The following is a 26,456-nucleotide window of genomic DNA, read 5'->3' on the forward strand; positions in this document are numbered from 1 at the left end:
GATCAGAACCTGAGAGGTTCAAATGGGGTGAGGTCTGTGTTCGGGGCGACACCTGCAACGAGATCAGCGATCAGCTCGCCTGTTTTGGGAGCCATCATCAGCCCGTAATGCGAGTGGCCGAAGGCGGCATAAAGGCCGGGCTGATTTCTGACAGGCCCAAGTGCCGGGAGGCTGTCGGGGAAAGACGGACGGCGGCCCATCCATGTGGTCATTGCGCTGGTATCGAGATCGGGCAGCATTGCGTGGGCCTGCCGGGCCAGCAGCTTTTCCTTGCGCGGATCGGCTGGGGCGTCGATGGCGGCGAACTCGGATGAGCCTGCGACCCGGATACCCTCAATCATAGAGCTGGCGACGATCTTGGCGTCCACGTCCATGACGGAATTATTGAGCGTAACGCCGGGGTTGGCGAATGCAACGTGGTAGCCACGTTCAGCGGCGAGCGGCATTCTGATGCCGAGCGGTCTGAGCAGTTCCGCGCTCCAGACGCCTGCGGCGAGGATGAGTTTCCGGGCCCTGATCGCGCCGGTTGTGGTTGTCAGATGCCAGCTTGTGTCGGTTCTGCGCTCCAGGGCGGTGATCTCGGCGTGCAGGATTTCGGCACCCTGGCTCAGGGCCTTTCCGGCGAGCACTTCGGCGATCCGGCCGGGCGCGCGCGCTCTGGCCTGACCTTTGATCAGGACGGCCGCTTTGAAGTCGGGGGAGAGGGCGGGTTCTACCTGTCGGATCCGGTCCTGGCCGATCAGCTCAAGCTCAGCGCCTTTTTCCTGGCGTATCCGGAAGCCGAGGTCACGCAGGCTGGCGCTGTCTGCATTCCGGAACGCATGCACATACCAGCTTTCCGCCACGAGGTCTTCATGGCCTGTGCCCTCAAGATGCCGTCGGTACAGCATCACAGAGGGCTGGCAGAGAATTTCCATCGCGTCGGAGGCCGCGCGTGCGGCGGTCTCGTTGGAATGGGACAGAAACCGCAGGCCCCATGGGATCATTCTGGGCCAGAAGGCTGGTCTGACGGATAAGGGGCCATCTGCGCTGAACAGCATTCTGGGGATGGATTTCCAGATGCCCGGCATGGCCTGCGGGATGACAGACCAGGGTGAGATGACACCGGCGTTTCCAAAGGAGGCTTCCTGCCCGGGCGCGCCACGGTCGATCAGCCGGACCTTCACACCACGTTCCTGCAGTGACAAAGCACAGCAGATACCGACGATGCCAGCACCGATGATGGTGACGGGTTCCTCCACCTCAGGCAGGGGTCGGCGTGGACCGACGGGCGAGCATTTGCGTGATGATCACGGGTGACGCAATGACCAGCGCAACCATATCAGCCGCCAGTGACGGGGCCACAAAGACAAGACCTGCGACGGCCATCAGGATCCGTGACAGGGTGCCCATCGGGGCGAACCAGTAGCCGACCACAGCCGTCGACAGCGCAATGACGCCTGCAATACAGCTGGTCGCCGTATAGCTGAATTCCCAGATGTCGAAACCGGTTGAGGAGACAAACAACAAAACCGGCGCATAGACGAAGGCCATCGGGGCCACGACCTTGCCAAGCCCGAGTGAGAAGGCCGAGAGGCCGGTGCGGAACGGGTTCGAATTGGCAATCGCGGCGGCGGCATAGGCGGAGGTACAGACCGGCGGTGTGATCTCGGATACGACGCCGTAATAGAGCACGAACATGTGGCTGGCGATCGGTGGCACGCCGAGCTGTGCCAGTGCCGGCTGCGCCACAGAGACCAGCATGATGTAAAGCGCTGTGGTCGGGATCCCTGCGCCCATCAGGATGCAGGCAATCGCGATGAAGACGAGCGAGATGAAGAGCTGCAGATCCTGCACTGTGAACCACTCAAACAAACCGCCAAGAGACAGGAACCCGAACATGTCAGACGCCAGATTGCCCGCACCCTGCGTGACCATGAACCCGATGCGGAATCCGATGCCGGTGGTGTTGATGACGCCGACAACGATGCCGACGGCGGCAGAGGCAGCGCCCACGGCCAGCGCATATTTCACGCCGAGTTCCATCGCGGCAGACATTTCGGGGATTTTGATACGGTCTTGCGGATTGAGCGTGGCAACTGCGGATCCCGCACAGAGGATCATGGTCATGATCAGATCAAACCCGCCTCCGGAAAATTTCCACAGAACAAAAGCGATGAATGCGGCTGAATAGATCAGCGTCGGCGGTTCGCGCAGGCGTGACATGCCCGCAACGACCGCCAGCGAGATGCCGCAGAAAGCCGACATAAAGGGCGTGTAGCCGGAGAACAGCACCACCAGCAGGCCGATCAGAGGCACAATATTGGCCCACCCCTGCGCCCAGACGGCTTTGAATTGCGGCAGTTGTTCCCTGGTCAGACCTTTGAGGTCCAGCTTGCGGGCCATCAGGTGAACGACGGTGAACACGCCCACATAGTGCAGCAGCGCCGGAAAAATGGCGGCGATGACGATGGTGGTGTACGGCAGCTCAAGGAACTCGGCCATAATGAAGGCGGCGGCACCCATGATCGGAGGTGTGATCTGGCCGCCTGCAGAAGAGGCAGCCTCGACGCCGCCCGCAAAGTGACCCGGATAGCCCAGGCGTTTCATATTGGGGATGGTCAGCGCGCCGGTCGAAACGGTGTTGGCGACGGATGAGCCAGAGATCGTGCCGAAGAAGGCGGAGGAGACGACCGACACCTTGGCTGGCCCGCCGGTGTAGCGGCCTGCGAGAATCGTGGCATTGTCGATAAAGAGCTGGCCCAGTCCGGTGCGTTGCGCGATGACGCCGAACAGAACAAAGTGGAAAACGATTGTGCTGACCACCCAGAGCGTGACCCCGAAGATACCCTCCTGCGGGAAATACATAGAGGATACGAAAGTCCTGAAGTTCACGCCGGGGTGTTTGAGCAACCCGGGAAAATACTGACCAAACAGGGCGTAGCTGATGAACACACAGATGATCAGCGGCAGGACCCAGCCCAGGGTGCGTCGTGCGATATCGAGGACCAGTAAGATGATGATGACCCCGAAGAAAACGTCATAGCTGTTGGGATTGCCCATCCGGAAGGTCTGTTCTTCTATGCCCAGTACCGGAACGCCGCGCCATGCAAAGCCCACGTAAAGCGCCGAGGCAACACCGAGAAACATAAAGACAAGGTCATAAAGAGGGATATTGCCGATGCGCAGCGCGCTGGCCTTCATCGCAAACAGGCTTTTCGACCCGACAATGGGAAAGAGCGCATAGGTCAGGATGAACAGTCCCGTCAGGTGCCAGCCCATGTGCCAGTGATCTGCGGGCAAGCCGAAACCGGCGGTGATGTAATGGTAGATTGCAAAGCTCAGCGCAACAGCGCGCAGGATGACGCCTGTGGTGGGGCCAACGGCGCGGGTAGCGGACCCTTCATCGTATTTTTCTTCGATCGCTGCGAGCTCTTCGGCGGTCAGTTCGTGTGTACCGGTCTGGTTGGTGTCCGACATGACAGATGCCCCCTTGGCGCGCGTGCAGTTGGAGAATGGGGTGCCCCGTATTGAGGGGGCACCGCCGGTTTCTGTGACCAGTCTGGTCGGGGAGAGTTACTTCAGAAGGCCGGCTTCTTTGTAGAATTTCTCGGCGCCTGCGTGCAGCGGGACGCCAAGTGCGGCAACGCCGTCAAGAGCGGTTTCTGCCGTGATCTGCTTGCCCTTGGCATGGCCGTTGTCGAGCAGTTTGCGGGTGTTGTCGTTCCACAGCGCCTTTGTCAGACCGTAGACCAGCTCTTCCGACAGATCGGACGACACGACCAGCATCGCCGACACGGCAGGGGTCAGGACGTCCTCGTCGACACCTTCATAGACACCGCCCGGAATTTTAGACGGGATGTAGGCAGGGATGATCCCGTTGATTTTGGCGAGATCAGCTTCGCTGAAGGAATGCAGGCTCATGCCCTTGGTGGACGACAGTTGCACCATAGCGGCCACGGGCCAGCCTGCGGCGTAGAAATACGCATCGATCTGACCGTCCGCCAGACGTTCTGCGGACTGGCTGTTGTTGAGTTCCGCTTCATCCATGTTGTCTCGGGTAACGCCCCAGGCTTCGAGCATCTGCAGAACGGCGACCTGCGTGCCGGACCCTGCCTGCGCGATGCCGACACGTTTGCCGGCCAGGTCACCAAGGTCGTTAATGGACGTACCTGCGGGCATGACGAGGTGAAGGTCCTCGGGGTAGAGATTGGCGACAATGCGAAGTTTGGGATGTTCTTTGCCTTCGAATTTGCCTTCGCCCAGGTACATCGAACGGGTGACGTCAGCGGCGGCAAGGCCTGCTTCCAGCTCGCCATTCTGAACGGCTGCGTTGTTGAACACAGAAGCGGTGGTCGATTGCGCAATTGCGATCAGACCAGGCACACCGCACTGGCCGCCTTCATCGCAGGGGCGCGAGCCGGGAGGGGCGGAGATGCCGTTGGCGATAGTCCCGCCGATGGGGAAATAGGTGCCGCCGGCGCCGCCGGTGCCGATGCGGAAAAAAGTAGGGTCTTGAGCGACCGCTGGTACAGCCAGCGCGCTTGCCAGTGCAATGCCCGCCAGGGTTTTGATCATATTCATTGAAGTCTCCCAGTTGATGAATTCGAGATTCGGTTCAGCCGAACTTTGTTTCCATCAGGTTATGGGAAAACCACATAAAGACAAATTTGTTATATTTCACAAAAGGAAAGTTTTCTTTATATAAAGGGGATGAATTTCACCCAACTCACCGTCTTTCGCGAGGTGATGGAGTCCGGCTCTGTCTCTCAAACCGCCAAAAAGCTGGGCCGTACGCAACCGGCGATCAGCCTGGCGATCAAAAACCTGGAGCGGAGCCTCGGGCTGTCGCTGTTTGAACGGCGTGGCAGACGGTTGGTGCCGGTGCCCGAGGCGCAGTACCTGCTGGCCGAGGCAACGATGGTGCTGGACCGGCTGTCTACGGTTACGGGCACAATGAAGGGCCTGAGATCAGCGGAGACCGGCAGCCTGAACGTGGCCGCGATGCCGGGACCTTCGGCCTATATTTTTCCGCGTTTTATCAGCAGGAACATCGGGTCCGATGCCAGCTTTCAGACCACGATATCGTCGCGAAGCTCACCTCAGATCCGGGAACTGGCGAGCACACAGAGCATCGATTTCGGGTTTGCAGATTTTGATGCGCCCGAAGGTAAGTCGCCGCAGTACTATTCCGAGATTATCAGTTCGAACTGCTTTTGTGCCGTGAACCGCGACCATGTGCTGGCACAGAACGAGAGGATCACCATTTCCGACCTGGATGGCCACTCTATCGGCACACTTCATGGCAATCACCCGTTCCCGCGCAAACTGGTACAGGCTTTCCAGCAGGAAAATGCCACGTTCAAGTCCAATATTGCGGCCCAGTTCTTTCTGCCACTGATCCCGTTTATCAGTCTGGGGCATTGCTGCGCGATTGTGGACCCGCTTACGGTTGTGACAGAGCAGGAGTTGAATATTGCCGGCGGCCAGGTGGTCTTTCTGCCGTTCGACGCCCCCATCCGTTATGAATATGCGACGCTGACCCCCCTGCATCGCCCGCCGTCGCAACTGGCAACACGGGTGAAAGACAGCTGGATGGAGAGCCTGTTTACGATGTTTGACGAAATGGGGGCAGGACCCTCACATTAAAACGCGTCAGCCGGCACCCGGCAGGCGGTTTGGGCTGCTCTTACCGGCACTGAAAGATCGATTTTGGGTATCTGCCAAAAGCGTTTCAGCCTTTTGACGTGCGCAGGAGACAAAACATACCCTGCTTTTGGCAAATTTGTCGTCCCGGGTCCTGTTTGTCCGCACAGGAAAATGCTGGGTACGCTGTCGCCGAAACAGCGACGAACCACATTCCTGTTACCCTGGGCTGCCTATTCGATTATTCGATAAATGTCAGTCAGAAACCGCAGCAGGATGAACGCTAGCACGGGACCGGGTCTTGGGGGACGTCAGTTGCCGGAACAGAAGGGCGCGATGCAGGTATTCCTTGCTCATAACCGTAACAGGCACCAAAATCACAGCTCAGAAAAACGGTGATCTATGGCAAGCCCAAACTGGAGTGATTTCCGCGTTATACTCGCTCTGAAAGACGAAGGTTCGGTTGCAGGAGCCGCGCGTATTCTGGCTGTGGATGGGTCGACTGTCAGCCGGAGGCTGGCGGCTGCCGAGCAGGTTTTCGGGACAACTTTAATCATACGGGGCGGCGGTGCATTTACGTTTACGCCCGAAGGGCTGGTCATTGCAGATGCCGCAAAGAAAATGGACGCGGTCGTCAATGAAGCCCGGACCCGTGTGAGCGCAATGCGCCAGCAGCCGACGGGTACTGTCAGGATAGCGTGTGTTCCCACGGCGGCGCACGTTCTGCGTCCGTTGGTTTCGAAATTATCCGCGCGGCATGAGGGTCTGAACGTGGATATTATCAGTTCGATCGCTGCATGTGACCTCGCGAAGGGCGAGGCTGATATTGCGGTCCGCACGCGTGCGCCCACGCATCCGGGTCTCGTGATTGCATATTCGTTTACGTGGGGAAGGTGTCTTTATGCTTCAAAAACTTACTTTCAGCAGAATGGCCGTCCCAACGAACCGGTCGACCTGCGGGACCACACACTGGTGCGGATCGGGACCGGCAATTCTCCTTCAAAGCCGTCTGCTTTTCTGGACCGGTTCGACAATCCTGAGCGCCCCTGCATTCGGGTGGATAATACAGATTCCGCCCGCCTGATGATCGAGCAGGGCGCAGGTATTGGCGCGCTCTTCTGCGCATTTGCTGATGCGCATCCAACCATCGAACGGGTCTTTCCTGACCCGTTCGACCAGACAGACTCCTGGGTCATTTATCACGAATCCGCCCGTGGCTCTCAGCGGATGCGCATTGTTCTGGACGCCCTGGTTGCGTTCCTGAAGGAAAACCGGGCCTTGCTGACAGGTCTGGACTGACTGCCGTTTTAACCACTACGGCTCTTCGTGGAAGGTGATTGTTGGTTTGCTTACCACACCACCTGCTTTCATTGATGCGTGCAGCGCGGGGTCGCTTATGAACGCCTGTGCGCGTTCTGCGCTGTCCCACTTGAAGATTGCAATGATCTGATTGGGAAAGCGGGGGAATCTGTTGATCTCGAAACTCAACTCGCCTGCATCCCGGCGCAGTGACAGGTCACTGTCGAAAGCGGCCCGCCAGGTATCATAGCTCGCAACCTCGAATGCGACCATCATCCAGACAGGATTCTGGGCAGGCGTTTCATCAGCCGCCGGCAAACTCGGGGCGAGTGCAAGCATCAGTGCGAAAAACACTCTCTTCATATCATGTCTCCAGGCAAAAACAGTTTGTGGTTTGGATCGCATAAGAGCTCGCGTCATTCGTCGGCTGACGGGGTGTTCGGTGCAGTCGTGAGCACACTGAATGTTCCGTTGCGAGGCCCGTTTTCCATTGAGAGGAGACTATTACCCGGCAGAGAATGCGTCGATGGGCACCGCTGCAAGTACCGCTTGCAGTTTTACAGACAATTCGGGCGGGCAGTTTCAGAAAACAGGATTCGTCTGCCTGGTTCATGGGGTTCCAGTTCGGCAACTCCGGGAATGCGCCATACCAGCGAATGCGTACAACGCGGGTTCAGAATGCGGAAATTTGCGATTTTACCCAACGTGGGCCCTGGGCGGACAATCACGTATCAAACCGTCGGGGACTGTTTCGCGCAACCGGTTTCGGGAAAGCGATAACTTCTGCTGAGACTGAGATATCACTGCGAGTTAACAACAGGATATCAGGCAGTGTGGCGGAGAGACAGGGATTCGAACCCTGGGTAGGCTTGCACCCACAACGGTTTTCGAGACCGCCCCGTTCGACCACTCCGGCACCTCTCCGCGGGGGTCTTGGTGCTGGCGCGTTTAGAGCGCTTTGCACGCGCTGGCAAGAGCAGATCGGTCAATTCCCGCGCCACACGGGAATTTTCATTGCTCCTTATCTTTAAACCACTACCTTCCGTTCAAACGGGCAAATGAGGTATCGAACATGACGTCTTCTCTGCGCGCCGGCTTTGCGGCGCTTGTGATGACTGCAATGGCGCTCGGCAGTACGCTGAACGCAGCCGTGCAGGACACAGAACGGCTTGAGGCCTTTCTGGAGGTTACGGGTTTTGATGTGGCGCTGGAAAGTATCCGTCTGACCGCCGAAAGCGCGCCACTGATGCTGGGCCTTGAGGAAGGGGCTTTCGGAACCCGCTGGACCCAGCTTGCAGATGATGTGTTTGACACAGAGGTCATGCATGACGAAGCGATCAGCATTCTGTCCCAGACGCTGGATGACGATATGCTGAACCATGCGGTCGAATTCTATGCGTCAGATTTCGGGCAGCGTCTGGTCGAGGTCGAAAATGCCTCGCACCTCGCGGAGGATGACGGGCTCAAGCAGGAGGCAGGCGAAGCCATTGTTGCAGGACTGGTCCGTATCGGCTCGCCACGTCTGGAGGAAATCAAGCGGCTGAACGCCGCAACCGGGTCTGAGGATGCCTCTGTGCATGCGATCCACGAAGTTCAGGTGCGGTTTCTCATGGCAGCCGCTGTGGCTGGTGTGATCGAGCTGCAGATGGACGAATCCGATCTGCGTGAAAATCTGGAGCGGCAGGAGGGCGAACTGCGGCGCAGTCTGCAGCTTTCGGCACTGTCCGGGTCTGCCTATACCTATCAGGCGTTCTCGGATGAGGAGATCAGTGCGTATGCTGATGCGCTCGAGCATCCGACCATGCAGACGGTCTATCAGCTGATGAATGCTGTACAGTTCGAGATCATGGCCGGACGCTATGAGGCACTGGCCAGCAGAATGCGCGGACTGCAGCCTGATCAGGAACTCTGACATGCTGCGCGGCGCGATCCTTTCGCTGGCATTGCTGATCGGTGCGGCACCGGCCTGGGCGGATGCCAGGCTGACGGTTCTGATGGACCTGCTGAAAGTGAGCGAGGTCACGGCCATCCTGCGCCGTGAGGGACTGGAATACGCCGGTGAACTGGATGCCGATATGCTGGGCGGGCAGGGCGGCGCTTTTCTGACGGAACAGGTCGACCGCATTTATGACAGCCAGCGTATGGACGAGCGTTTGCGGACGGCGCTGGCGACCGGTCTGACCGACGCGGAAAAAGATGCTGCGATCAGCTGGTTCTCGTCCGACGCCGGTGGCCGGATCGTGGCTCTTGAAAATGCTGCCCGTGCCGCGATGTCTGATCCGGCGGTTGAGCAGGCCGCAAGAGAGGCATGGGAGCAAAGCGTCGATGCGGGTGATCCGAAAGTCGTGCAGGTGGGGGCCTATATGGAGGATCTCGATCTGGTGGAACGAAATGTTTCGGGGACGATGACATCGAACTATCAGTTCCTTCTGGGGCTGTCTGACGGTGGTCTGCTGGTTCAGTCCCAGGATCAGATGCTTGCCGATGTCTACGCGCAGCGGGACGAGATCGAGGCTGACACGGAAAGCTGGCTGGGTGCGTTTCTTCTGATGGCCTATCAGCCGGTCGGCACGGACGATCTGAAAGCCTATATCGCATTCTCCACAACAGATGCGGGAAAAGCGCTTAATTCTGCCCTGTTTGCCGGATTTGACACGGTCTTCGGTGAAATTTCGTATGCGCTGGGACGCGCTGTTGCGCTCAGTGCCGCGGGCAACGACATCTGACCAACGCAACGCTTGACAAAGCGCTGCCGCTGGTGCATCTGGCGGCTTCACTCAGACGGGTCCGTTGCGACGGTCCGCTGCGGTATCAATGTACATCCTGAAACGGGATGCGCTGTTCGAGGTGGCCATCAGGCCGGAACACCCGGAAACGGGGACCACAGGACGCGGCAAAGAAAAGGAAAAACGCATGTTTGCGGTTCTTAAGACCGGCGGCAAGCAGTACAAGGTTCAGTCCGGAGATATGCTCCGTGTTGAGAAACTTGCAGCTGACGCTGGCGAAACAGTTCAGTTCAACGAAGTTCTGATGCTCGGCGGTGACAAAACCGTCGTTGGCGCGCCCTTCGTGAAAGACGCCGGCGTTCAGGCCGAGGTCGTCGATCAGGTCAAGGGCGAGAAGGTCATCAACTTCGTCAAGCGCCGCCGGAAGCACTCTTCCAAGCGCACCAAGGGTCACCGTCAGAAGCTGACGCTGATCAAAGTGACCGATATTCTGGCCTCCGGTGCTGAAAAGTCCGGCGTAAAGGCAGCAATGGGTGCAGGTTCGGTGTCCGCGACGGCCGTGACAGCCGCAGCACCCAAAAAAGCAGCCCCGAGGAAAGCCGAAGCAAAAGCAGAGGCGCCCAAAGCCGCTGCCGGCGCAGACGATCTCAAACAGCTGTCAGGCGTTGGCCCGGCGCTGGAGAAGAAGCTGGTCGCGGCCGGTGTCACAACATTCGCCCAGATCGCAGCATGGACCGACGCGGACGTTGCTGCTATGGACGAGCAACTGTCGTTCAAAGGCCGGATCGAGCGTGAAGGCTGGATCGAACAGGCCAAAGAACTGGCTAAAGGCTAAGGAGAGACCAGATGGCACATAAAAAAGCAGGTGGTTCATCCCGGAACGGCCGCGACTCAGCGGGTCGCCGTCTTGGCGTGAAACTCTACGGTGGTCAGCAGGTGATCCCCGGAAACATCATCGTACGTCAGCGCGGCACAAAATTCTGGCCGGGCGAAGGCGTTGGCATGGGCAAGGATCACACGATTTTTGCAACAGTCGACGGCGCGGTAAAGTTCCACAAGGGACTGAAAAACCGTACGTTTATTTCCGTTCTGCCGGTGGCGGAGGCCGCGGAATAAGCCCTTCCTCAGGGACATGACACACTCAGGGGGATCGGCGATACCGCCGGTCCCCTTTTCTTTTGCCAGAAGGCCTTTGCAGGACAGAAACCATGTCGGTTGCCGTGACCAGTTTCGCCATTTTCGCCGCCAGCCAGGTCGGCACACCGGGGCCTGCCAATATGGCCCTGATGGCAACCGGTGCGCGCTTTGGTATCCGGGCGGCGCTGCCGTTTGTGCTGGGGGTGGCCCTGGGCAAGCAACTGGTGATATGGCCCGTCGGGTTCGGCCTGATGGAGCTCGCAGAACGCGCGCCCGCCGTTTTTACGCTCCTGAGATTTGCATCTGCCGCTTACATTATCTGGCTTGCCTGGAAGGTCGCGAACCTGCGCCTTGGCACATCGCGCGCAGAGGGGTCAGCGCCGGGATTTGCCGCAGGGCTGATCGTTCACCCGCTGAATCCCAAGGCCTGGGCGATGATCATTGGTGGTTTCACCGCCTTTGTGGCCCCGGGAACGCCTTCTCTTGAGGCAACAGCAACCATTGCTGCGGTACTGCTGGCCTGTCAGCTGTTGCTGCATCCCATGTGGACACTTGCCGGTGATGCGATCGCGCGCACCGTAGCAGGAACGCGTGCGGAACCCTATCTTATGTGGACACTTGCGGCGTTGACCGTCGCTTCTGTCCTGTTCGTACTGTTCGGAGGAGGGACATGACGATGGAACTGAAAAAGATACCGGTGCAGGCCGTGATCGAGACGGAGCGCTTTGACCTGCGTCCGCTGCGCCGGTCTGATATGGGGCTGATCGAGCTTTACGGCGGCGATGAACGCGTTGCCCGCATGACGACCTCTATCCCGCACCCGGTTCCGCCCGGTATGACCGAGGCTTTTGTCACCCGTGCGATGGCAGACGAGCGCGACGAGGATATCTGGGCGATGGATGGCACCAAAGCGGGGGCGTCCGAACTGATGGGCCTTATCTCGCTGGAGCGGATGGACCGCGAACAGTCCGAGGTCGGCTACTGGGTGGCGCCACCTTACTGGAACACCGGTCTTGCATCTGATGCTGTTCAGGCGCTGGTTGATGCAAACCCGATGCAGAACAAGACGATGTTTGCCAGTGTTTTTCAGGACAATCCGGCGTCCGCGCGGGTGCTGACCCACTGCGGTTTTGAGTATCTGGGCGATGCAGAGAGCTTTTCGCTGGCGCGCGATACAACGGTTCCCACCTGGACATATACGCGAAAACTGTGATTGAGGCCGAGGCCCGCGCACGCTAGGAAACAGACATGAAATTTCTCGATCTGTGCAAAGTTTATATCCGTTCCGGCGCGGGCGGGGGCGGCTGCGTCAGCTTTCGTCGCGAGAAATACATTGAATATGGCGGTCCGGACGGGGGCGATGGCGGCACCGGTGGATCGGTCTGGGCGGAGGCCGTCGAAGGGCTGAACACGCTGATTGATTTTCGCTATCAGCAGCACTTTTTCGCCAAAAACGGCCAGCCAGGCATGGGGCGGCAGCGCACAGGCAAGGACGGCGACGATATTGTGCTGCGGGTGCCGGTCGGCACTGAAATCCTGGACGAGGATCAGGAAACGGTGATCACCGATCTGACCGAAGTGGGCCAGCGCGTGCAGCTGGCGCGCGGCGGCAACGGCGGCTTTGGGAACCTGCATTTCAAGTCCGCGACCAACCAGGCGCCGCGGCGGGCCAACCCGGGTCAGGACGGGGTCGAGCGGACCCTCTGGCTGCGTCTCAAGCTGATTGCTGATGTCGGTCTGCTGGGGCTGCCCAATGCGGGCAAGTCCACGTTCCTTGCGGCGACATCGAATGCGCGCCCCAAAATCGCAGATTATCCCTTTACGACACTGCATCCGAATCTCGGCGTTGTGGGTGTCGACAACACAGAATTTGTGGTTGCCGATATTCCGGGTCTGATTGAGGGGGCATCAGAAGGTCGCGGCCTCGGAGATCTGTTTCTCGGACATGTCGAACGCTGCGCGGTGCTGCTTCATCTGATCGACGGCACCTCGGAAACGGTCGCTGAGGACTATGCCACGATCATCGGCGAGCTCGAGGCTTACGGTGGAGATCTTGCGGAAAAACCCCGGGTTACGGTGCTGAACAAAATCGATGCCCTGGACGAAGACGAACGGCTTGCAGCCCGCAATGAACTGGAGAAAGCCTGCGGCGGTCCTGTCATGATGATGTCCGGTGTCGCACGCGAGGGCCTCACCGAAGTGCTGCGTACGCTGCGCGGGCAGATCGACGATGATCGCCTGCGCCATCGGCCGGTCGGGGAGGCCGAACCATGGCGTCCCTGACGACCGCGCGGCGTCTGGTTGCTAAAATCGGGTCTGCACTGCTTGTGGACCGGAATACTGGCACGCTGCGACAGGACTGGCTTGCTTCGCTTGCCGAAGACGTGGCCTGGCTGCGGGAGCAGGGGTGTCAGGTGGTTCTTGTATCTTCCGGATCGATTGCGCTGGGGCGCGGAGTGCTGGGGCTGCCGGGGACTGAACTTGCTCTTGAGCAATCCCAGGCCGCCGCCGCTGTCGGTCAGATCCGTCTTGCGCGCGCCTATGAGGAAGTGCTTGCCCCGCATGGTATTACAACAGCTCAGGTGCTTGTCACGCTGGAAGACAGCGCCGACCGGCGGCGTTATCTGAACAGTCGCGCAACCCTTGAACAGCTGCTCTCGATGGGTGTCGTCCCGATCGTAAACGAAAACGACACAACCGCGACAGACGAAATCAGGTTTGGTGACAACGACCGGCTGGCTGCCCAGATTGCCGTGACTGTTGGTGCGGATCAGTTGATCCTTTTGTCTGACGTGGACGGATTTTACTCTGCAAATCCGGCCGAGGATCCGACGGCGCAGCGTTTTGATGTCATCGACCGGATAACGGGCGACATCGAGGCCATGGCCGGAGATGCGGGTTCAGGGTTGTCCAAGGGGGGGATGAAAACCAAGGTCATGGCGGCCAGAACCGCAACCGCTGCCGGCTGCGCAATGGCAATCACAGAAGGTTCGGCCTTTAACCCGCTGAAATCTCTGGAAAATGGTGCAAACGCAACGTGGTTTTCGGCTGTGACCGATCCGCAGGCCGCGCGTAAAGGCTGGATTGCAGCGATGAAGCCCCGCGGCAGTGTGGCCCTGGACGATGGCGCGATCCGTGCTTTGCAGGGCGGCAAAAGCCTGCTGGCGGCGGGCGTGACGGGCGTGTCCGGCACGTTCGGACGCGGTGATCCGGTTGCGATCACGGATCGCGCCGGCCACGTCATGGGGCAGGGGCTGGTCCGCTATACCGCAGATGAGGCACGGCTGATCTCTGGCCGGAAATCACATGAAATTGAGAGTATACTGGGCTATCCTGCGCGGGCCGCGCTGGTGCACAGAGATGATATGGCGCTGCAGGCTGTGACAGATGCGTGATGCATCAGACGCCACCGAACTGACCGCCGGAGAAGGCACAGGACTATGAAAGACATGGACAATATCCCCGCGCTGATGGCTGAGATCGGGCAACGCGCGAAAGCCGCTTCGGCAATACTCGGATCGACGCCGGCTGCGCAGCGACGCGCAGCGCTTGAGGCTGCAGCAAAGCATGTTCAGGCGGGCCGGGCAGATATTCTTGCGGCAAATGCGCAGGATATGGCCTATGGCCGCGACAAGGGGCTGACGGACGCAATGATGGACCGGTTGTTGCTGACCGATGACCGCATCGATGCGATTGCCGGGGGTTTGCGTGCGGTTGCGGCGCAGGCAGATCCGGTGGGCGAGGTCATCGCCGAGTGGACGCAGCCCAGCGGCCTGCATATCCAGCGGGTGCGCACGCCGCTCGGCGTGATCGGCGTGATCTATGAAAGTCGCCCGAACGTTACAGCGGACGCCGGTGCGCTTTGTCTGAAGGCCGGGAACGCGGTCATTTTACGCGGCGGTTCCGAGAGTTTTCATTCGTCTGCCGCACTTCATGGGTGTCTGGTGCAGGGACTGCGGGATGCGGACCTGCCCGAAGATGCAATCCAGCTGGTGCCGACGAGAGACCGTGGTGCTGTAAGCGAGATGCTGACAATGACGGATACAATCGATGTGATCGTTCCGCGCGGCGGCAAAGGTCTTGTCGGGCTTGTGCAGCGCGAGGCCCGGGTGCCGGTTTTCGCGCACCTCGAAGGGATCGTGCACATCTATGTGGACGCTGCTGCTGATCCCGAAAAGGTTCTGCGCGTGGTGCTGAACGCGAAAACGCGGCGCACCGGTATCTGTGGTGCGGCCGAATGCCTGCTGATCCACCGCGACATCGCCCTGACTGTGGGCCGCGGGTTGTTGCAGGCACTGATGGATGCGGGCGTCGAGGTGCGCGCGGATGAAACGCTGAGTGCGGTCGAGGGAACCCGTGCGGCGACAGAGGAAGACTGGGGGCAGGAGTACCTGGACATGATCATTGCCGCCCGTACAGTCGCGGATGTTGATGAAGCCATGGCACATATCCGCAAACACGGCTCGAACCATACGGACTGTATCCTGACCGAAGACGAACAGACTGCCACTCGTTTCCTGACGGAACTCGACTCTGCCATTCTGATGCACAATGCATCGACGCAGTTTGCCGATGGTGGTGAATTCGGCATGGGCGCCGAGATCGGTATCGCCACGGGCAAGATGCATGCGCGGGGCCCTGTGGGAGCAGCGCAGCTGACCAGCTTCAAATACCTGGTCAAAGGCGAGGGAACGGTCCGGGGCTGAGAGGTGCCTCAGAACTTCAGTCTGATGTCTTCCACTGCAATCTCGGTCGTTACGCGACGGCTGGCATCGGCTGCGACCAGTGGCAGCAGGGCGAACTGCACCTGCGCGGGCCGCAGGTCAGAGGGCGCATCCTTTGTTGCCAGGATATTCCAGAGAGGCTGATCAATATTGAGCTTGTCTGCGCGTCCGTGCAGCGTCCAGTTGCCGCCGTCGACACTGATTTCAATCCGTCCGCCATAGGGCATGGCCGCTTCTACGCAGAGCAGCGCGAGAAACGCCATGCGTACCTCAGCGCGGGGCTGGGCGTCCATCGGACCCCAGGCGACGGTCAGTCGCGCGCCCTCCATCAGGTCTCGCAATATCGAGACAACCTCAGCCCGGCCCATCATCTGTTCACCTGCTGCACCAAAGGCGATGCGGAAAAACCGGATGCGGGCGCTGGCGTTGCCAACGCTCTCCTGAATGAGGTCCATTTCCGGTCCGGTGTCCCCGCCGGCCATCCCCAGCAGTTCCAGACCGTTGTTGATTGCGCCGATAGGCGATATCAGGTCATGACAGATGCGGCTGCCGATCAGTGCGGCGAGATTAACGTCACTTTTGCCCATCTGTTGTCTCCTGTAGGGGTGGGGTGTCATGGAAGATCTCAATGCAATTCTGTCGCCCGGTATGCTTGTACGTCATCCCGACCAGCCTGACTGGGGCACCGGACAGGTGCAAAGCAACATCGGCGGTCGGGTGACCGTAAATTTCCGTGACGAAGGTAAGGTCGTCATTGATAGCGCCCGTATTGCTCTGATCCCCGTCTTTGATGGCTGAACATCCTTTCCAAATGGTTAACGCGCAAGGTCTGATTGTAAACCGGTGCCACTGTGTCACGTTGCGCAGGTGTTCTGAATTCCTTATGAAAATTCCAGTCCTCAACCGTTCCTGGATGTTAACGCCGATATGACCGACAGTACCGCGCCAAGATTTTCGGTCCGGCTCGCCGCGTCAGAGGAAGAACTCCTGGCCGCGCAGAGACTGCGGTATGACGTCTTTGTTGAGGAACTCGGCGGGGGTGGTCCGCTGGTGGATCATGACGCCCGTCTGGAGCGGGACAGGTTCGATCCGTTCTTTGACCATCTGATCCTTACCGATCACAGCCGTGGACGGATTGCGGGTGTATATCGGGTGATGCGCGAAGATCAGGCGCGTGCTGCCGGCCAGTTTTACAGCGAAGACGAGTATGACCTGTCTGTTCTGCTGGGGTCCGGGCGCAAGGTGCTGGAGCTGGGCCGGTCCTGTCTGCACCGCGAGTATCGTGGTGGTATGGCGATGTATCATCTCTGGAGCGGTCTTGCAGCTTACATCGCGGATCACAGCGTGGAAGTTCTGTTCGGTGTGGCCAGCTTCCACGGCACGGCGGTCGCAGATCTGGCAGAGCCGCTGTCGCTGTTGCATCACAGGCATCTGGCGCCGCCTGAACTGCGCGCCCGCGCCCAGCCCGGGGCATTCCAGCGCATGGATCTTGTGCCCGAGGATCAGCTCGACCGGCGGCGGGCGATGGTCCGGGTGCCGTCACTGATCAAGGCCTATCTTCGTCTGGGCGGATTCGTGGGCGAGGGGGCCTTTATTGATCATGCTTTCAACACGACTGATGTCTGCCTGATTCTCGATACGGCACGGATGAACGACCGCCAGGCCAGGCTTTACCAGGGTGGTGGTGCATGACACCCACCTGGTACGGAGAGGCACCACCCCCCGATCTGCCGCCGCCGGGTATGGCCGGCTGGGCCCGTATCATTCTCCGGGGGGTGCCTTTGCTGGTGCTGGTTCTGGGCGGATTGCTTCTGATGTTGCTTCTGCGCCTGGCCGAGCGGCCACTTTGTGGCGCAAAGCGCCCCGTAACGCCGCATATCACTGTCTTTGTGTGTCGCAGTGCCCTGCGCATTCTTGGCATCAGGCTGCGCGTTTCGGGCGAGGTCAGGCAGGGGCAGGGCGCCGTTGTGACAAACCACTCGAGCTGGCTGGACATCTTTGTGCTGAATGCCGTCAAACGCATTTATTTTGTATCCAAGGCAGAGGTGGCCGGCTGGCCGGGCATTGGATGGCTCGCGCGCGCGACAGGTACGGTTTTTATCGAACGGAACCGGTCGCAGGCCGGTCGTCAGGCCGAACTGTTCCGGTCACGTCTGTCAGCGGGGCACCGGCTGTTGTTTTTCCCCGAGGGCACCAGCAGTGATGGCCAGCACGTGCTGCCATTTAAAACCAGCCTGTTTGCCGCCTTTTTCGCCGAAGGTCTGCGCGAGACGCTTTCCGTGCAGCCTGTGACACTGGTGTATCATGCCCCAACCGGTCAGGATCCGCGGTTTTTCGGCTGGTGGGGTGACATGACCTTTGGCGGTCATTTTCTGACCGTTCTGGCTTTTGGGGCTGGCGGGCAGGCAGAGATTATCTGTCATCCACCTATGGCTGTACACAGCTTCAGCGACCGCAAATCGCTGGCCGCTGCCTGTGAGAAAGCCGTAAGGAGCGCCCACCCGGGGTGAGCGCCCACAGGGGTGTCAGTGGAAGAACGCGCTGTCGGGAACCTGTTCCAGCCCGTCGCTGTCAGGGCCCCATTCCATCATCAGACAGGCCGTACCCTTACGCTGGAAATAGGTGGCTTCAAGCGCATAATATCCGGCCTTCGGTACATCTACCTCAGTCTCTCCGGCATATCCGCAGGCATGCACTTCGTCATAGTCGGCCACAAGCTGACCGCCGATGAACAGCTCAAGCCCGTCGTTGTTCAGAAAATCCAGCGTATAGGTCCCCGCAGCATCGAATTTGATATACCCGGTGATTGCCGCCGCGACCTTCATCGGCTTTTTCGCCGTCATCATCGGTTCGCCTTCTTTGTTGTCCTCGTACGACAGACCTTGCAGCGGCGGACCCTGCTCTGAGCGGCGTTTGAGTGCGTTTTTGGCGTCTCGAACTGTGCGCACATCGCTGGGGTAGGAATATGTAACTGCCAGACCGGACTGAAGCGATCCCGCACTGGGCTGCGGATCAGCAGGTGTGAGGCTCAGGACTTCGGCCACAAGCGTGCCCGGTAATGTCAGCATTGCCACCAGTACGGCGGCTCTTGTCGTGTTGTTCATGATTACTCCCGGTTTTCATGTCAGACCGTCTGTGCGGTCCTTTCCCGGAGTACTTTAAGGGGGCAGTTTGCCTGCTGGCAAGGGGAGGGGTGGTGGAAGGTCATTCGGGGCTTGCAGCAACGGTCAGGCTGGCCTATACGGCGCTCACTGAAACCCGCAGGCGGGGTTTGGGCCAATGGGAGAGACATCCCCTGAGGTCCGCCGGTTGGCAGCAAGCTGTCATGCCCCCGCCGAGGATAAAACCGGAAAGGTATACGCACATGGCTCTTCCAGAGTTCACCATGCGCCAGCTGCTTGAAGCAGGCGTTCACTTCGGCCACCAGACGCAGCGCTGGAACCCCCGTATGGGTCCGTTCATCTACGGCGCGCGCAACGGCATCCACATCATGGACCTGACACAGACCGTTCCCATGCTGGACGCGGCACTGAATGTTATCCGTGAAACCGTCGCCAAAGGCGGCAGCATTCTCTTCGTCGGCACCAAGCGTCAGGCCCAGCAGCCGATCGCCGATGCCGCAGAGAAATGCGCACAGTATTATATGAACCACCGCTGGCTCGGTGGCACGCTGACCAACTGGCAGACTGTGTCCCAGTCGATCAACCGTCTGAAGGGCATCGACGAGCAGGCAGAGAACGGCTTTGCCGGCCTGACCAAAAAAGAGCGCCTGGGCATGGAGCGTGACCAGGGCAAACTGCAGGCATCGCTGGGTGGTATCCGCGAAATGGGCGGTCGTCCGGACCTGCTGTTCGTCATTGACGTGAAAAAAGAAGCGCTGGCCGTGGCCGAAGCAAACAAGCTGGGTATCCCGGTTGTGGCCGTTGTCGACACCAACTGCGCACCTGATGGCATTGACTATATCATTCCGGGTAACGATGACGCGGCGCGCGCGATCTCGCTCTATTGCGATCTCGCAGCGCGTGCGGCTCTTGACGGTATGTCCGCTCAGCTGGGCGCGGCCGGTGTAGACCTTGGCGCAATGGAAGAAGCGCCTGTGGAAGAAGCCGTTGCCGAAGAGGCACCCGCTGAAGCCGCTGCTGAGACACCCGCCGAAGTCTGAGGCGCGGCGCAGTCACATGCATGACATACGGGGCAGGGATGACCTGCCCCGGAACCTATCACGTTTAAAGGAGAACCTGAGATGGCGATTACAGCATCTATGGTCAAGGAACTGCGCGACAGCACGGGCGCAGGCATGATGGACGCGAAAAAAGCGCTGACAGAGAACAATGGCGATATGGAAGCCGCTGTTGACTGGCTGCGCACCAAAGGTCTGGCCAAGGCGGCCAAGAAATCCGGCCGTACAGCGGCAGAAGGCCTTGTTGCGGTTAAAGTGAGCGGCGGTCACGGGGTTGCTGTTGAGGTGAACTCCGAAACCGACTTCGTTGGTAAAAACGCGGACTTCCAGAAAATGGTTTCCGGCATTGCGGATGTTGCCATGGGCGTCGCAGACGTTGAGGCCCTCAAAGCGGCGGACATGGGCGGCAAAACTGTCGAACAGACGGTGACCGACGCTGTTGCGGTCATTGGCGAAAACATGTCGGTTCGCCGGATGTCCGCCATCGATGCAGATGCAGTGGTTTCGTATGTGCACAACGCAGCGGCACCCGGAATGGGCAAGATCGGTGTTCTGGTCGGCCTGAACGGTGGTGACGAAGCGTTTGGCAAACAGGTCGCAATGCACATCGCTGCTGTGAACCCGGCGTCGCTGTCTGAGGACGATCTCGATCCGGCTGTGGTCGAGAAAGAGAAGCAGGTACAGATGGACATCGCCCGCGAATCCGGCAAGCCCGAGCAGGTTATCGAAAAGATGATCATCGGTCGTATGAAAAAGTACATGTCCGAAGTCACACTGCTGAACCAGGCGTTTGTTGTGAACCCTGACCTCACAGTAGGTGACGCGGCCAAAGAAGCGGGTGCGACAATCACTGGTTTCGTCCGGCTTGAAGTCGGCGAAGGCATCGAGGTGGTCAAGGAAGACTTTGCTGCCGAAGTTGCGAAAGCAGCCAAAGGCTGAGTTCCTGCCATCCGGCAGAATTCACACGGAGAAAAGAGCGCTTATGGCGCTCTTTTTTTATTTTAATCAATAATTTATGGTAGACTATTAAAGTTAACCGGAAAGATGCTGTTTCATCGCATCCATCGCCAGCAGATAGCCGTCCGCGCCAAAACCGCAGATAATCCCCAGCGCAACTTTTGCAATATAAGACCTGTGCCGGAAATCCTCGCGGGCGTGCACGTTGCTCAGATGCAGTTCGATGGCTGGCAGTTCCACAGAGGCGAGGGCGTCCATCAGCGCGATGGAGGTGTGTGTATAGGCACCTGCGTTCAGGATGATGCCATCATGTGTACCACGCGCCGCGTGGATGCTGTCGACCAGAACACCTTCGTGGTTGGATTGGAAAAATTCTACTTCTGTTCCAATAGCTTCCGCGTGTTTTTTGCAGCGGGCCTCAATGTCGGCGAGCGTGGTCGTTCCGTAAACTTCTGGCTGCCGTGTGCCAAGCAGGTTCAGGTTCGGGCCATTCAGGATCAGAACAGATGTCATTTCAGTTGCTCTCAGTTTGCTTGGTCTTTGCATAGTCAGTCGTGGTGCGTTCTGTCCAGCGGGGCACAGTGTCAGAAACGACAAAGGCCGCAACCGCGGCCTCTGAGTGACACTGTACTAAAGTGTATAATCTGTATTATGTAAATATATCTGACGGCACAGACATCAGTAATCTAATGAAAAAGCTGGTAAACCTCAGAACCCGCCGGTCGCAGATATCAGCCCCATGCTCTCCAGTTTCAGCAGAACCTGATGCGCACAGTTGTCTACATCAACATTTTCGGTCTCGACCCGCAGCTCGGGGTTTTCAGGGACATCGTATGGATCCGAGATGCCGGTGAACTCTTTGATCTTGCCTTCACGCGCCAGCTTGTAGAGCCCTTTGCGGTCCCGGCGTTCGCATTCCTCGATGGTCGTCGCGACATGCACTTCGATAAAGGCACCGAACTGCTCGACATCTTCGCGCACTGCCCGACGTGTCGTGGCATAAGGCGCAATTGGCGCACAGATGGCGATGCCGCCGTTTTTGGTAATCTCAGAGGCAACATAGCCGATACGCCGGATATTGAGGTCGCGGTGCTCCTTGGAAAAGCCAAGCTCAGAGCTGAGGTTCTTACGGACAATATCGCCATCCAGCAGTGTCACAGGACGGCCGCCCATTTCCATGAGTTTGGTCAGCAGCGCGTTCGCGATCGTTGACTTGCCCGACCCGGAGAACCCGGTAAAGAAAACGGTAAAGCCCTGCTGGTTCCGCGGCGGATAACGCCGGCGCAGTTCGTTCACAACAGCCGGAAAAGAAAACCATTCCGGGATCTCAAGGCCCTCACGCAGGCGTCGGCGCAGCTCTGTGCCCGAGATGTTCAGGATCGTGACTTTGTCCTTGTCTTCGATTTCGTCCATCGGCTCATATTGCGCACGGTCTTCGACCCAGACCATGTGTTTGAAGTCGACCATTTCGATGCCCATTTCTTCCTGGTGCGCGCGGAACAGCTCCTGCGCATCGTATGGACCATAGAAATCGTCGCCAGCTGAGTTTTTACCGGGACCCGCATGATCGCGACCAACTATAAAGTGCGTACAGCCGTGGTTTTTTCTGATCAGGCCATGCCAGACAGCCTCGCGCGGGCCCGCCATACGCATTGCGAGATTCAGCAGGCTCATTGAGGTTGTTGCGGCCGGGTATTTGTCGAGCACTGCTTCATAGCAGCGGACACGGGTGAAATGGTCCACATCACCGGGTTTTGTCATGCCTACAACCGGGTGAATCAGCAGGTTAGCCTGGGCTTCGCGTGCGGCACGGAACGTCAGTTCCTGGTGTGCACGGTGCAGCGGGTTACGCGTCTGGAAAGCAACGATTTTGCGCCATCCCAGCTTGCGGAAATACGCGCGCATCTCATTTGGTGTGTCACGGCGTGCTTTGAAGTCATAGTGCACCGGCTGCTGGATGCCGGTTACCGGGCCGCCAAGGTATACTTTCCCGGCCGTGTTATGCAGATAGTTTACCGCCGGATGTGCGTCGTCGTCCGCACCGAATACTTTTTCGGCCTCGCGCGATTTGTCCGGGGTCCAGCGGTCGGTAACCGTCATGGTTCCGAGGATCACGCCCTCCTGGTCACGCAGGGCGATGTCCTGTCCGATGCTGAGGCCGTCAGCAAATTCCTCTGAGACGTCCAGGGTCACCGGCATCGGCCAGAGCGCGCCGTCTGCCAGTCTCATGGTCTCGACGACCGAGTTATAATCCGCCTCTGACAGGAAGCCGCGCAGTGGATTGAAGCCACCGTTCATCAGGAGTTCAAGGTCACAGATCTGACGCGGTGTCAGATCATGGCTGACGAGGTCAGCCGCTTCCGTCTTCAGCTTCTGAGCGGAATCGTAGGAAACATACAGTTCGGGAATAGGTGCAAGATTGGCTCTGCTCATAATGGTCTCTTCAGTCACTGGAAAATTGCGCAGGATGCTGCGTGCCTTGTTCAGGGGGGCTTAAACGCCGGAAACAGGCTGGTTTCAACTGTTTTTTTGTTCCCTGCCCTGATTGCAGCCAGTTTGGAAAAGATCGGTCTCTGGCCGGATTATTGTTTGGAAGATGCTCCTGTCGGGCTTTGATCTGTTGTCTGATGCAGTGTTCCGGTTTGTGAACCGGGGCTTGATATGCCGGGCGTGACACAGCTAGGGTTCCGGCGTTCAGAATGCCATCAGGACCGGCCCGACCGGGACGTGGTAAAAAACGCCCGGCGTGATTGTGAAAAGGAACGAATATGTCTGATCCCTGCATTCTGTGCGTCGCCATCACGGGCAGTGTGCCGACGAAAGCGGCCAATCCTGCGGTGCCGATCTCGGTGCAGGAGCAGGTTGAAAGTACGCAGGAAGCCTATGAAGCAGGTGCCGCCATCTGTCACGCGCACGTGCGAAACGCGGACGAAACACCATCGTCAGATCCCGAAAAATTCGCGGCACTCAAAGAGGGTGTGGAAAAACACTGCCCCGGCATGATCATTCAGTTTTCAACCGGCGGGCGGTCGGGTGCCGGCGAAGAACGCGGCGGTATGCTGCCATTGCGACCGGATATGGCTTCGCTTTCGGTCGGATCAAACAATTTTCCAACCCGTGTCTACGAAAATCCACCAGACCTTGTGGCATGGCTGTCCTCGCAGATGCAGACTTATGAGATTGTTCCGGAGATCGAAGCCTTTGATCTCAGCCACGTTCTGCACGCCATCCGGATGCATGATGCCGGCCGGCTGTTCGGGCGCCTTTATGTTCAGTTCGTGATGGGTGTGAAGAACGCCATGCCTGCAGACCGCGAAGTCTTTGATTTTTATGTACAGACGATCCGGAAACGCGCGCCCGACGCCGCCTGGTGCGCGGCAGGGATCGGTCCGGCGCAGATAGAGGTCAATGAATGGGCCATTGCCGCCGGCGGCCACACGCGAGCCGGTCTTGAAGACAATGTGCGTCTGGACCGCGAAACTCTTGCGCCATCGAATGCCGCGCTGATACGGCGCGCCGCGGCGTTGTGCGACAAGTATGAGCGCCCTGTAGCAACGCCGGAACAGGCGCGCGCTATCCTCGGACTGAGACCGGCGGCATGATCAGCCCAGAGCGTAGCCTGCCCCGCGGACCGTTCTGAGCGGGTCGCTGCCGCCATGTTGCGTCAGCGCTTTGCGCAACCGGCCGATATGTACGTCAACGGTACGCGTATCGACATAGATATCACGCCCCCAGACCCGGTCCAGCAACTGCTCGCGCGAGAATACCCTGCCCGGCTTTTCCATGAACGTTGACAACAGCCGGAACTCAGTCGGCCCAAGGCGCAGTTCATCCTCGCCACGACTGACACGGTGACTTGTCGCGTCGAGCACAATGTCTTCGTATTCCAGACGCTCACCGGTGGCGGCCGGCCGTACACGGCGCAGCTGACTGCGCACGCGCGCCATCAGTTCCAGCACCGAATAGGGCTTGATGACATAATCATCTGCACCCGTCTCGAGACCCCGCACCCGGTCAACCTCTTCGGATCGGGCCGACAGCATGATCACGGGAATATTGCGCGTCTCTGTGCGGATCTTGAGCCGCCTGCAGACCTCGATGCCCGACAGGTTCGGCATCATCCAGTCCAGAACAATGACATCCGGCGCATGCTCATCAACGAGCAGCAGCGCCTCTTCACCGTCCTCGGCCCTGCTGACCGCAAAGCCTTCCGCTTCGAGATTATACGCCAGCACCTCGCGTTGCGCCGGCTCATCCTCAACAACCAGTACTCTCGGCTGATCGGCTGACATGGTCCCTACCCTTCGGCTATCAGCGACGTTTTATCGGCTTTGGGGCGTGCATCCTCGGGGTGCTCGCCGGTCACCAGATAGACGACCTGTTCGGCAATAGACGTGACGTGGTCACCCATGCGCTCGACGTTCTTTGCGATAAAATGGAGGTGCATGCAGGCTGTGATGTTGCGGGGGTCTTCCATCATAAAGGTCAGGAATTCGCGGAACAGCGCGTTATACATCTGATCTACATCGCGGTCCTGCATGATCACGCTGGTGGCAAGCTCTGCATCCCGCTGGACATAGGCATCAAGGGCGTCCTTGAGCATTTTCTCGACCTCGCGCGACATCCGCCGCAATGCGCCGGTGCTGTCATCCACGGGCGCCATCTGGGCCAGAACACCGGTTCGTTTGGCCATGTTCTTGGCATAGTCGCCGATGCGTTCCAGATTGGCGCTGATCTTAATGACACTGAGGATCAGTCGAAGGTCACGCGCAATCGGTGCGCGCAGGGCGATCACCCGGGCCGCTTCTTCGTTGATCATCTCCTCAAGATCATCAATTGCACGGTCGGACTTGCGGACTTTTTCGGCCAGTTCCTCGTCGCGTGTGTCCAGGGACTGCGCACTTTCGCGGATCGCTGCCTCAACCAGGCCACCCATTTTCATAATCTGCGCCTGAATGGCTTCGAGATCGCGGTCAAAAACCGAGGCAATATGTTGGTCCTGCATCATTCTATCCGATCCGGCCTGTGATGTAACTTTCTGTGCGGGGGTCTTCGGGGTTGGTAAAGATCTGCCCTGTCTCTCCGTATTCAACCAGGTTTCCAAGGTGGAAGAATGCGGTACGCTGGCTGACCCGCGCCGCCTGCTGCATGGAGTGCGTGACGATGACCACGGAATAGTTCTGGCGCAACTCGTCGATCAGCTCTTCGACCTGAGCGGTTGCGATCGGGTCAAGCGCTGAACAGGGTTCATCCATCAGCAGAACCTCAGGTTCTGTCGCAACGGCGCGCGCGATGCAAAGCCGTTGCTGCTGGCCGCCGGACAAACCCGTGCCCGGCGCATTCAGCCGGTCTTTGACCTCGTCCCAGAGTGCCGCGCTGCGCAGTGACTGTTCCACGATATCGTCGAGTTCGGCTTTGTTTTTAGCCAGCCCGTGTATGCGCGGCCCGTAGGACACATTGTCGTAGATCGATTTTGGGAAGGGGTTCGGTTTCTGAAACACCATGCCGACCTTGGCGCGCAGCTGCACCGGATCCACCCGCTTGTCGTAGATATCCTCGCCATCTATCCGGATGTCACCTTCGACGCGCGCAATATCAATTGTGTCGTTCATCCGGTTGATACAGCGCAGAAAAGTCGACTTTCCACAACCCGACGGACCAATGAAGGCTGTCACGGTCCGGTCCTGGATATCGACGTTAACGTCTTTGATGGCGTGTGTATCGCCATAGTAAACCTGGACGCCCTTTGCGGCGATCTTGACCTCGTTGGTGTCCACGGCTCTCTCCAGTATTCTCATATCGTTCATG

At 58.8% G+C, this 26,456-nt stretch carries 28 protein-coding genes and 1 tRNA gene; 17 read left to right on the forward strand and 12 right to left on the reverse strand.

What is annotated here, in order from left to right; translation table 11 throughout:
* Window positions 1–2 precede the first annotated feature (2 nt).
* The 3 genes from Q0792_RS01450 to Q0792_RS01460 form a co-directional block, all read right to left on the reverse strand.
* A complete protein-coding gene (locus Q0792_RS01450; protein WP_298835831.1) occupies window positions 3–1,241 on the reverse strand; it encodes an FAD-binding oxidoreductase in 1,239 nt (412 codons plus the stop codon).
* A gap of 1 nt (window position 1,242) precedes the next feature.
* Entirely contained in the window at window positions 1,243–3,459 is a 2,217-nt protein-coding gene (locus Q0792_RS01455) for a TRAP transporter fused permease subunit (RefSeq protein WP_298835832.1), read from the reverse strand.
* A 96-nt stretch (window positions 3,460–3,555) separates the two neighbouring features.
* Entirely contained in the window at window positions 3,556–4,563 is a 1,008-nt protein-coding gene (locus Q0792_RS01460) for a TAXI family TRAP transporter solute-binding subunit (RefSeq protein WP_298835833.1), read from the reverse strand.
* 129 nt (window positions 4,564–4,692) lie between these two features.
* Here Q0792_RS01460 and Q0792_RS01465 point away from each other — a divergent pair, with 129 nt between their 5' ends.
* Together Q0792_RS01465 and Q0792_RS01470 are read left to right on the forward strand one after the other, a co-directional pair.
* On the forward strand, window positions 4,693–5,628 hold the full coding sequence (locus tag Q0792_RS01465) for a LysR family transcriptional regulator (protein ID WP_298835834.1): 936 nt from the start codon (window positions 4,693–4,695) through the stop codon (window positions 5,626–5,628).
* A 399-nt stretch (window positions 5,629–6,027) separates the two neighbouring features.
* Window positions 6,028–6,924 (forward strand): LysR family transcriptional regulator, encoded by an 897-nt coding sequence (locus Q0792_RS01470; RefSeq protein WP_298835835.1) that lies wholly within the window; start codon window positions 6,028–6,030, stop codon window positions 6,922–6,924.
* A 15-nt stretch (window positions 6,925–6,939) separates the two neighbouring features.
* Here the strand turns inward: Q0792_RS01470 and Q0792_RS01475 are convergent, their stop codons facing one another.
* Complete coding sequence (locus Q0792_RS01475; protein WP_298835836.1) at window positions 6,940–7,287, reverse strand: hypothetical protein; 348 nt, start codon at window positions 7,285–7,287, stop codon at window positions 6,940–6,942.
* Window positions 7,288–7,758: 471 nt separating this feature from the next.
* Window positions 7,759–7,848: transfer RNA gene (locus Q0792_RS01480), tRNA-Ser, on the reverse strand.
* A gap of 148 nt (window positions 7,849–7,996) precedes the next feature.
* On the opposite strand from Q0792_RS01480, the gene Q0792_RS01485 reads away from it, so the two are divergent.
* The 9 genes from Q0792_RS01485 to Q0792_RS01525 all read left to right on the forward strand — a co-directional run bounded on the left by Q0792_RS01485 (window position 7,997) and on the right by Q0792_RS01525 (window position 15,493).
* Window positions 7,997–8,836, forward strand: coding sequence for a DUF2059 domain-containing protein (locus tag Q0792_RS01485; protein ID WP_298835837.1), 840 nt, complete (start codon window positions 7,997–7,999; stop codon window positions 8,834–8,836).
* Window position 8,837: 1 nt separating this feature from the next.
* Entirely contained in the window at window positions 8,838–9,650 is an 813-nt protein-coding gene (locus Q0792_RS01490) for a DUF2059 domain-containing protein (protein WP_298835838.1), read from the forward strand.
* A 187-nt stretch (window positions 9,651–9,837) separates the two neighbouring features.
* Window positions 9,838–10,485, forward strand: coding sequence for a 50S ribosomal protein L21 (locus Q0792_RS01495; RefSeq protein WP_298835839.1), 648 nt, complete (start codon window positions 9,838–9,840; stop codon window positions 10,483–10,485).
* Between the two features lie 11 nt (window positions 10,486–10,496).
* On the forward strand, window positions 10,497–10,766 hold the full coding sequence (rpmA, locus tag Q0792_RS01500) for a 50S ribosomal protein L27 (RefSeq protein ID WP_298835840.1): 270 nt from the start codon (window positions 10,497–10,499) through the stop codon (window positions 10,764–10,766).
* Window positions 10,767–10,858: 92 nt separating this feature from the next.
* Window positions 10,859–11,461, forward strand: coding sequence for a LysE family translocator (locus tag Q0792_RS01505; RefSeq protein ID WP_298835841.1), 603 nt, complete (start codon window positions 10,859–10,861; stop codon window positions 11,459–11,461).
* A 2-nt stretch (window positions 11,462–11,463) separates the two neighbouring features.
* Window positions 11,464–12,000 (forward strand): GNAT family N-acetyltransferase, encoded by a 537-nt coding sequence (locus Q0792_RS01510; protein ID WP_298838548.1) that lies wholly within the window; start codon window positions 11,464–11,466, stop codon window positions 11,998–12,000.
* Window positions 12,001–12,035: 35 nt separating this feature from the next.
* Complete coding sequence (obgE, locus tag Q0792_RS01515) at window positions 12,036–13,070, forward strand: GTPase ObgE (protein ID WP_298835842.1); 1,035 nt, start codon at window positions 12,036–12,038, stop codon at window positions 13,068–13,070.
* Window positions 13,058–14,182: a glutamate 5-kinase gene (gene proB / locus Q0792_RS01520; RefSeq protein WP_298835843.1), complete on the forward strand. Its 1,125-nt coding sequence runs from the start codon at window positions 13,058–13,060 to the stop codon at window positions 14,180–14,182. The genes obgE and proB overlap by 13 nt, the downstream gene beginning before the upstream one ends.
* A gap of 45 nt (window positions 14,183–14,227) precedes the next feature.
* Window positions 14,228–15,493: a glutamate-5-semialdehyde dehydrogenase gene (locus Q0792_RS01525; protein ID WP_298835844.1), complete on the forward strand. Its 1,266-nt coding sequence runs from the start codon at window positions 14,228–14,230 to the stop codon at window positions 15,491–15,493.
* 8 nt (window positions 15,494–15,501) lie between these two features.
* Here Q0792_RS01525 and Q0792_RS01530 read toward each other — a convergent pair whose 3' ends face one another.
* On the reverse strand, window positions 15,502–16,098 hold the full coding sequence (locus Q0792_RS01530; protein ID WP_298835845.1) for a histidine phosphotransferase family protein: 597 nt from the start codon (window positions 16,096–16,098) through the stop codon (window positions 15,502–15,504).
* Window positions 16,099–16,126: 28 nt separating this feature from the next.
* On the opposite strand from Q0792_RS01530, the gene Q0792_RS01535 reads away from it, so the two are divergent.
* The 3 genes from Q0792_RS01535 (at window position 16,127) to Q0792_RS01545 (ending at window position 18,021) form a co-directional block, all read left to right on the forward strand.
* Window positions 16,127–16,309, forward strand: coding sequence for a DUF3553 domain-containing protein (locus Q0792_RS01535; RefSeq protein WP_298835846.1), 183 nt, complete (start codon window positions 16,127–16,129; stop codon window positions 16,307–16,309).
* A gap of 129 nt (window positions 16,310–16,438) precedes the next feature.
* Window positions 16,439–17,203 (forward strand): GNAT family N-acyltransferase, encoded by a 765-nt coding sequence (locus Q0792_RS01540; RefSeq protein ID WP_298835847.1) that lies wholly within the window; start codon window positions 16,439–16,441, stop codon window positions 17,201–17,203.
* On the forward strand, window positions 17,200–18,021 hold the full coding sequence (locus Q0792_RS01545; RefSeq protein WP_298835848.1) for a 1-acyl-sn-glycerol-3-phosphate acyltransferase: 822 nt from the start codon (window positions 17,200–17,202) through the stop codon (window positions 18,019–18,021). Before Q0792_RS01540 ends, Q0792_RS01545 begins: the two co-directional genes overlap by 4 nt.
* A 15-nt stretch (window positions 18,022–18,036) precedes the next feature.
* On the opposite strand, the gene Q0792_RS01550 is transcribed toward Q0792_RS01545, so the two are convergent.
* Window positions 18,037–18,615: a PA14 domain-containing protein gene (locus tag Q0792_RS01550; protein WP_298835849.1), complete on the reverse strand. Its 579-nt coding sequence runs from the start codon at window positions 18,613–18,615 to the stop codon at window positions 18,037–18,039.
* A gap of 260 nt (window positions 18,616–18,875) precedes the next feature.
* On the opposite strand from Q0792_RS01550, the gene rpsB reads away from it, so the two are divergent.
* Both rpsB and tsf read left to right on the forward strand, forming a co-directional pair.
* The gene (rpsB, locus tag Q0792_RS01555) at window positions 18,876–19,673 is read left to right on the forward strand and encodes a 30S ribosomal protein S2 (protein ID WP_298835850.1); all 798 of its coding nucleotides are present in this window, start codon (window positions 18,876–18,878) and stop codon (window positions 19,671–19,673) included.
* 81 nt (window positions 19,674–19,754) lie between these two features.
* On the forward strand, window positions 19,755–20,630 hold the full coding sequence (gene tsf / locus Q0792_RS01560) for a translation elongation factor Ts (RefSeq protein ID WP_298835851.1): 876 nt from the start codon (window positions 19,755–19,757) through the stop codon (window positions 20,628–20,630).
* Window positions 20,631–20,723: 93 nt separating this feature from the next.
* Here the strand turns inward: tsf and aroQ are convergent, their stop codons facing one another.
* Window positions 20,724–21,161, reverse strand: a complete 438-nt coding sequence (gene aroQ / locus Q0792_RS01565) for a type II 3-dehydroquinate dehydratase (protein ID WP_298835852.1) — start codon at window positions 21,159–21,161, stop codon at window positions 20,724–20,726.
* Between the two features lie 195 nt (window positions 21,162–21,356).
* Entirely contained in the window at window positions 21,357–23,081 is a 1,725-nt protein-coding gene (locus Q0792_RS01570; RefSeq protein WP_298835853.1) for a bifunctional sulfate adenylyltransferase/adenylylsulfate kinase, read from the reverse strand.
* Between the two features lie 335 nt (window positions 23,082–23,416).
* Here Q0792_RS01570 and Q0792_RS01575 point away from each other — a divergent pair, with 335 nt between their 5' ends.
* Entirely contained in the window at window positions 23,417–24,250 is an 834-nt protein-coding gene (locus tag Q0792_RS01575; protein WP_298835854.1) for a 3-keto-5-aminohexanoate cleavage protein, read from the forward strand.
* On the opposite strand, the gene phoB is transcribed toward Q0792_RS01575, so the two are convergent.
* From phoB to pstB, 3 genes are read right to left on the reverse strand one after another with little or no spacing between them, the layout of a single operon-like run.
* Window positions 24,251–24,940 carry a phosphate regulon transcriptional regulator PhoB gene (gene phoB / locus Q0792_RS01580; protein WP_298835855.1) on the reverse strand — a complete coding sequence of 230 codons (690 nt, stop codon included), beginning with the start codon at window positions 24,938–24,940 and terminating at the stop codon, window positions 24,251–24,253.
* Between the two features lie 5 nt (window positions 24,941–24,945).
* Entirely contained in the window at window positions 24,946–25,653 is a 708-nt protein-coding gene (phoU, locus tag Q0792_RS01585) for a phosphate signaling complex protein PhoU (RefSeq protein ID WP_298835856.1), read from the reverse strand.
* Window positions 25,654–25,657: 4 nt separating this feature from the next.
* Entirely contained in the window at window positions 25,658–26,455 is a 798-nt protein-coding gene (gene pstB, locus Q0792_RS01590; protein ID WP_298835857.1) for a phosphate ABC transporter ATP-binding protein PstB, read from the reverse strand.
* Window position 26,456: the final 1 nt, after the last annotated feature.

This window comes from uncultured Roseobacter sp., from assembly GCF_947495025.1.
GTDB lineage: Bacteria > Pseudomonadota > Alphaproteobacteria > Rhodobacterales > Rhodobacteraceae > Roseobacter.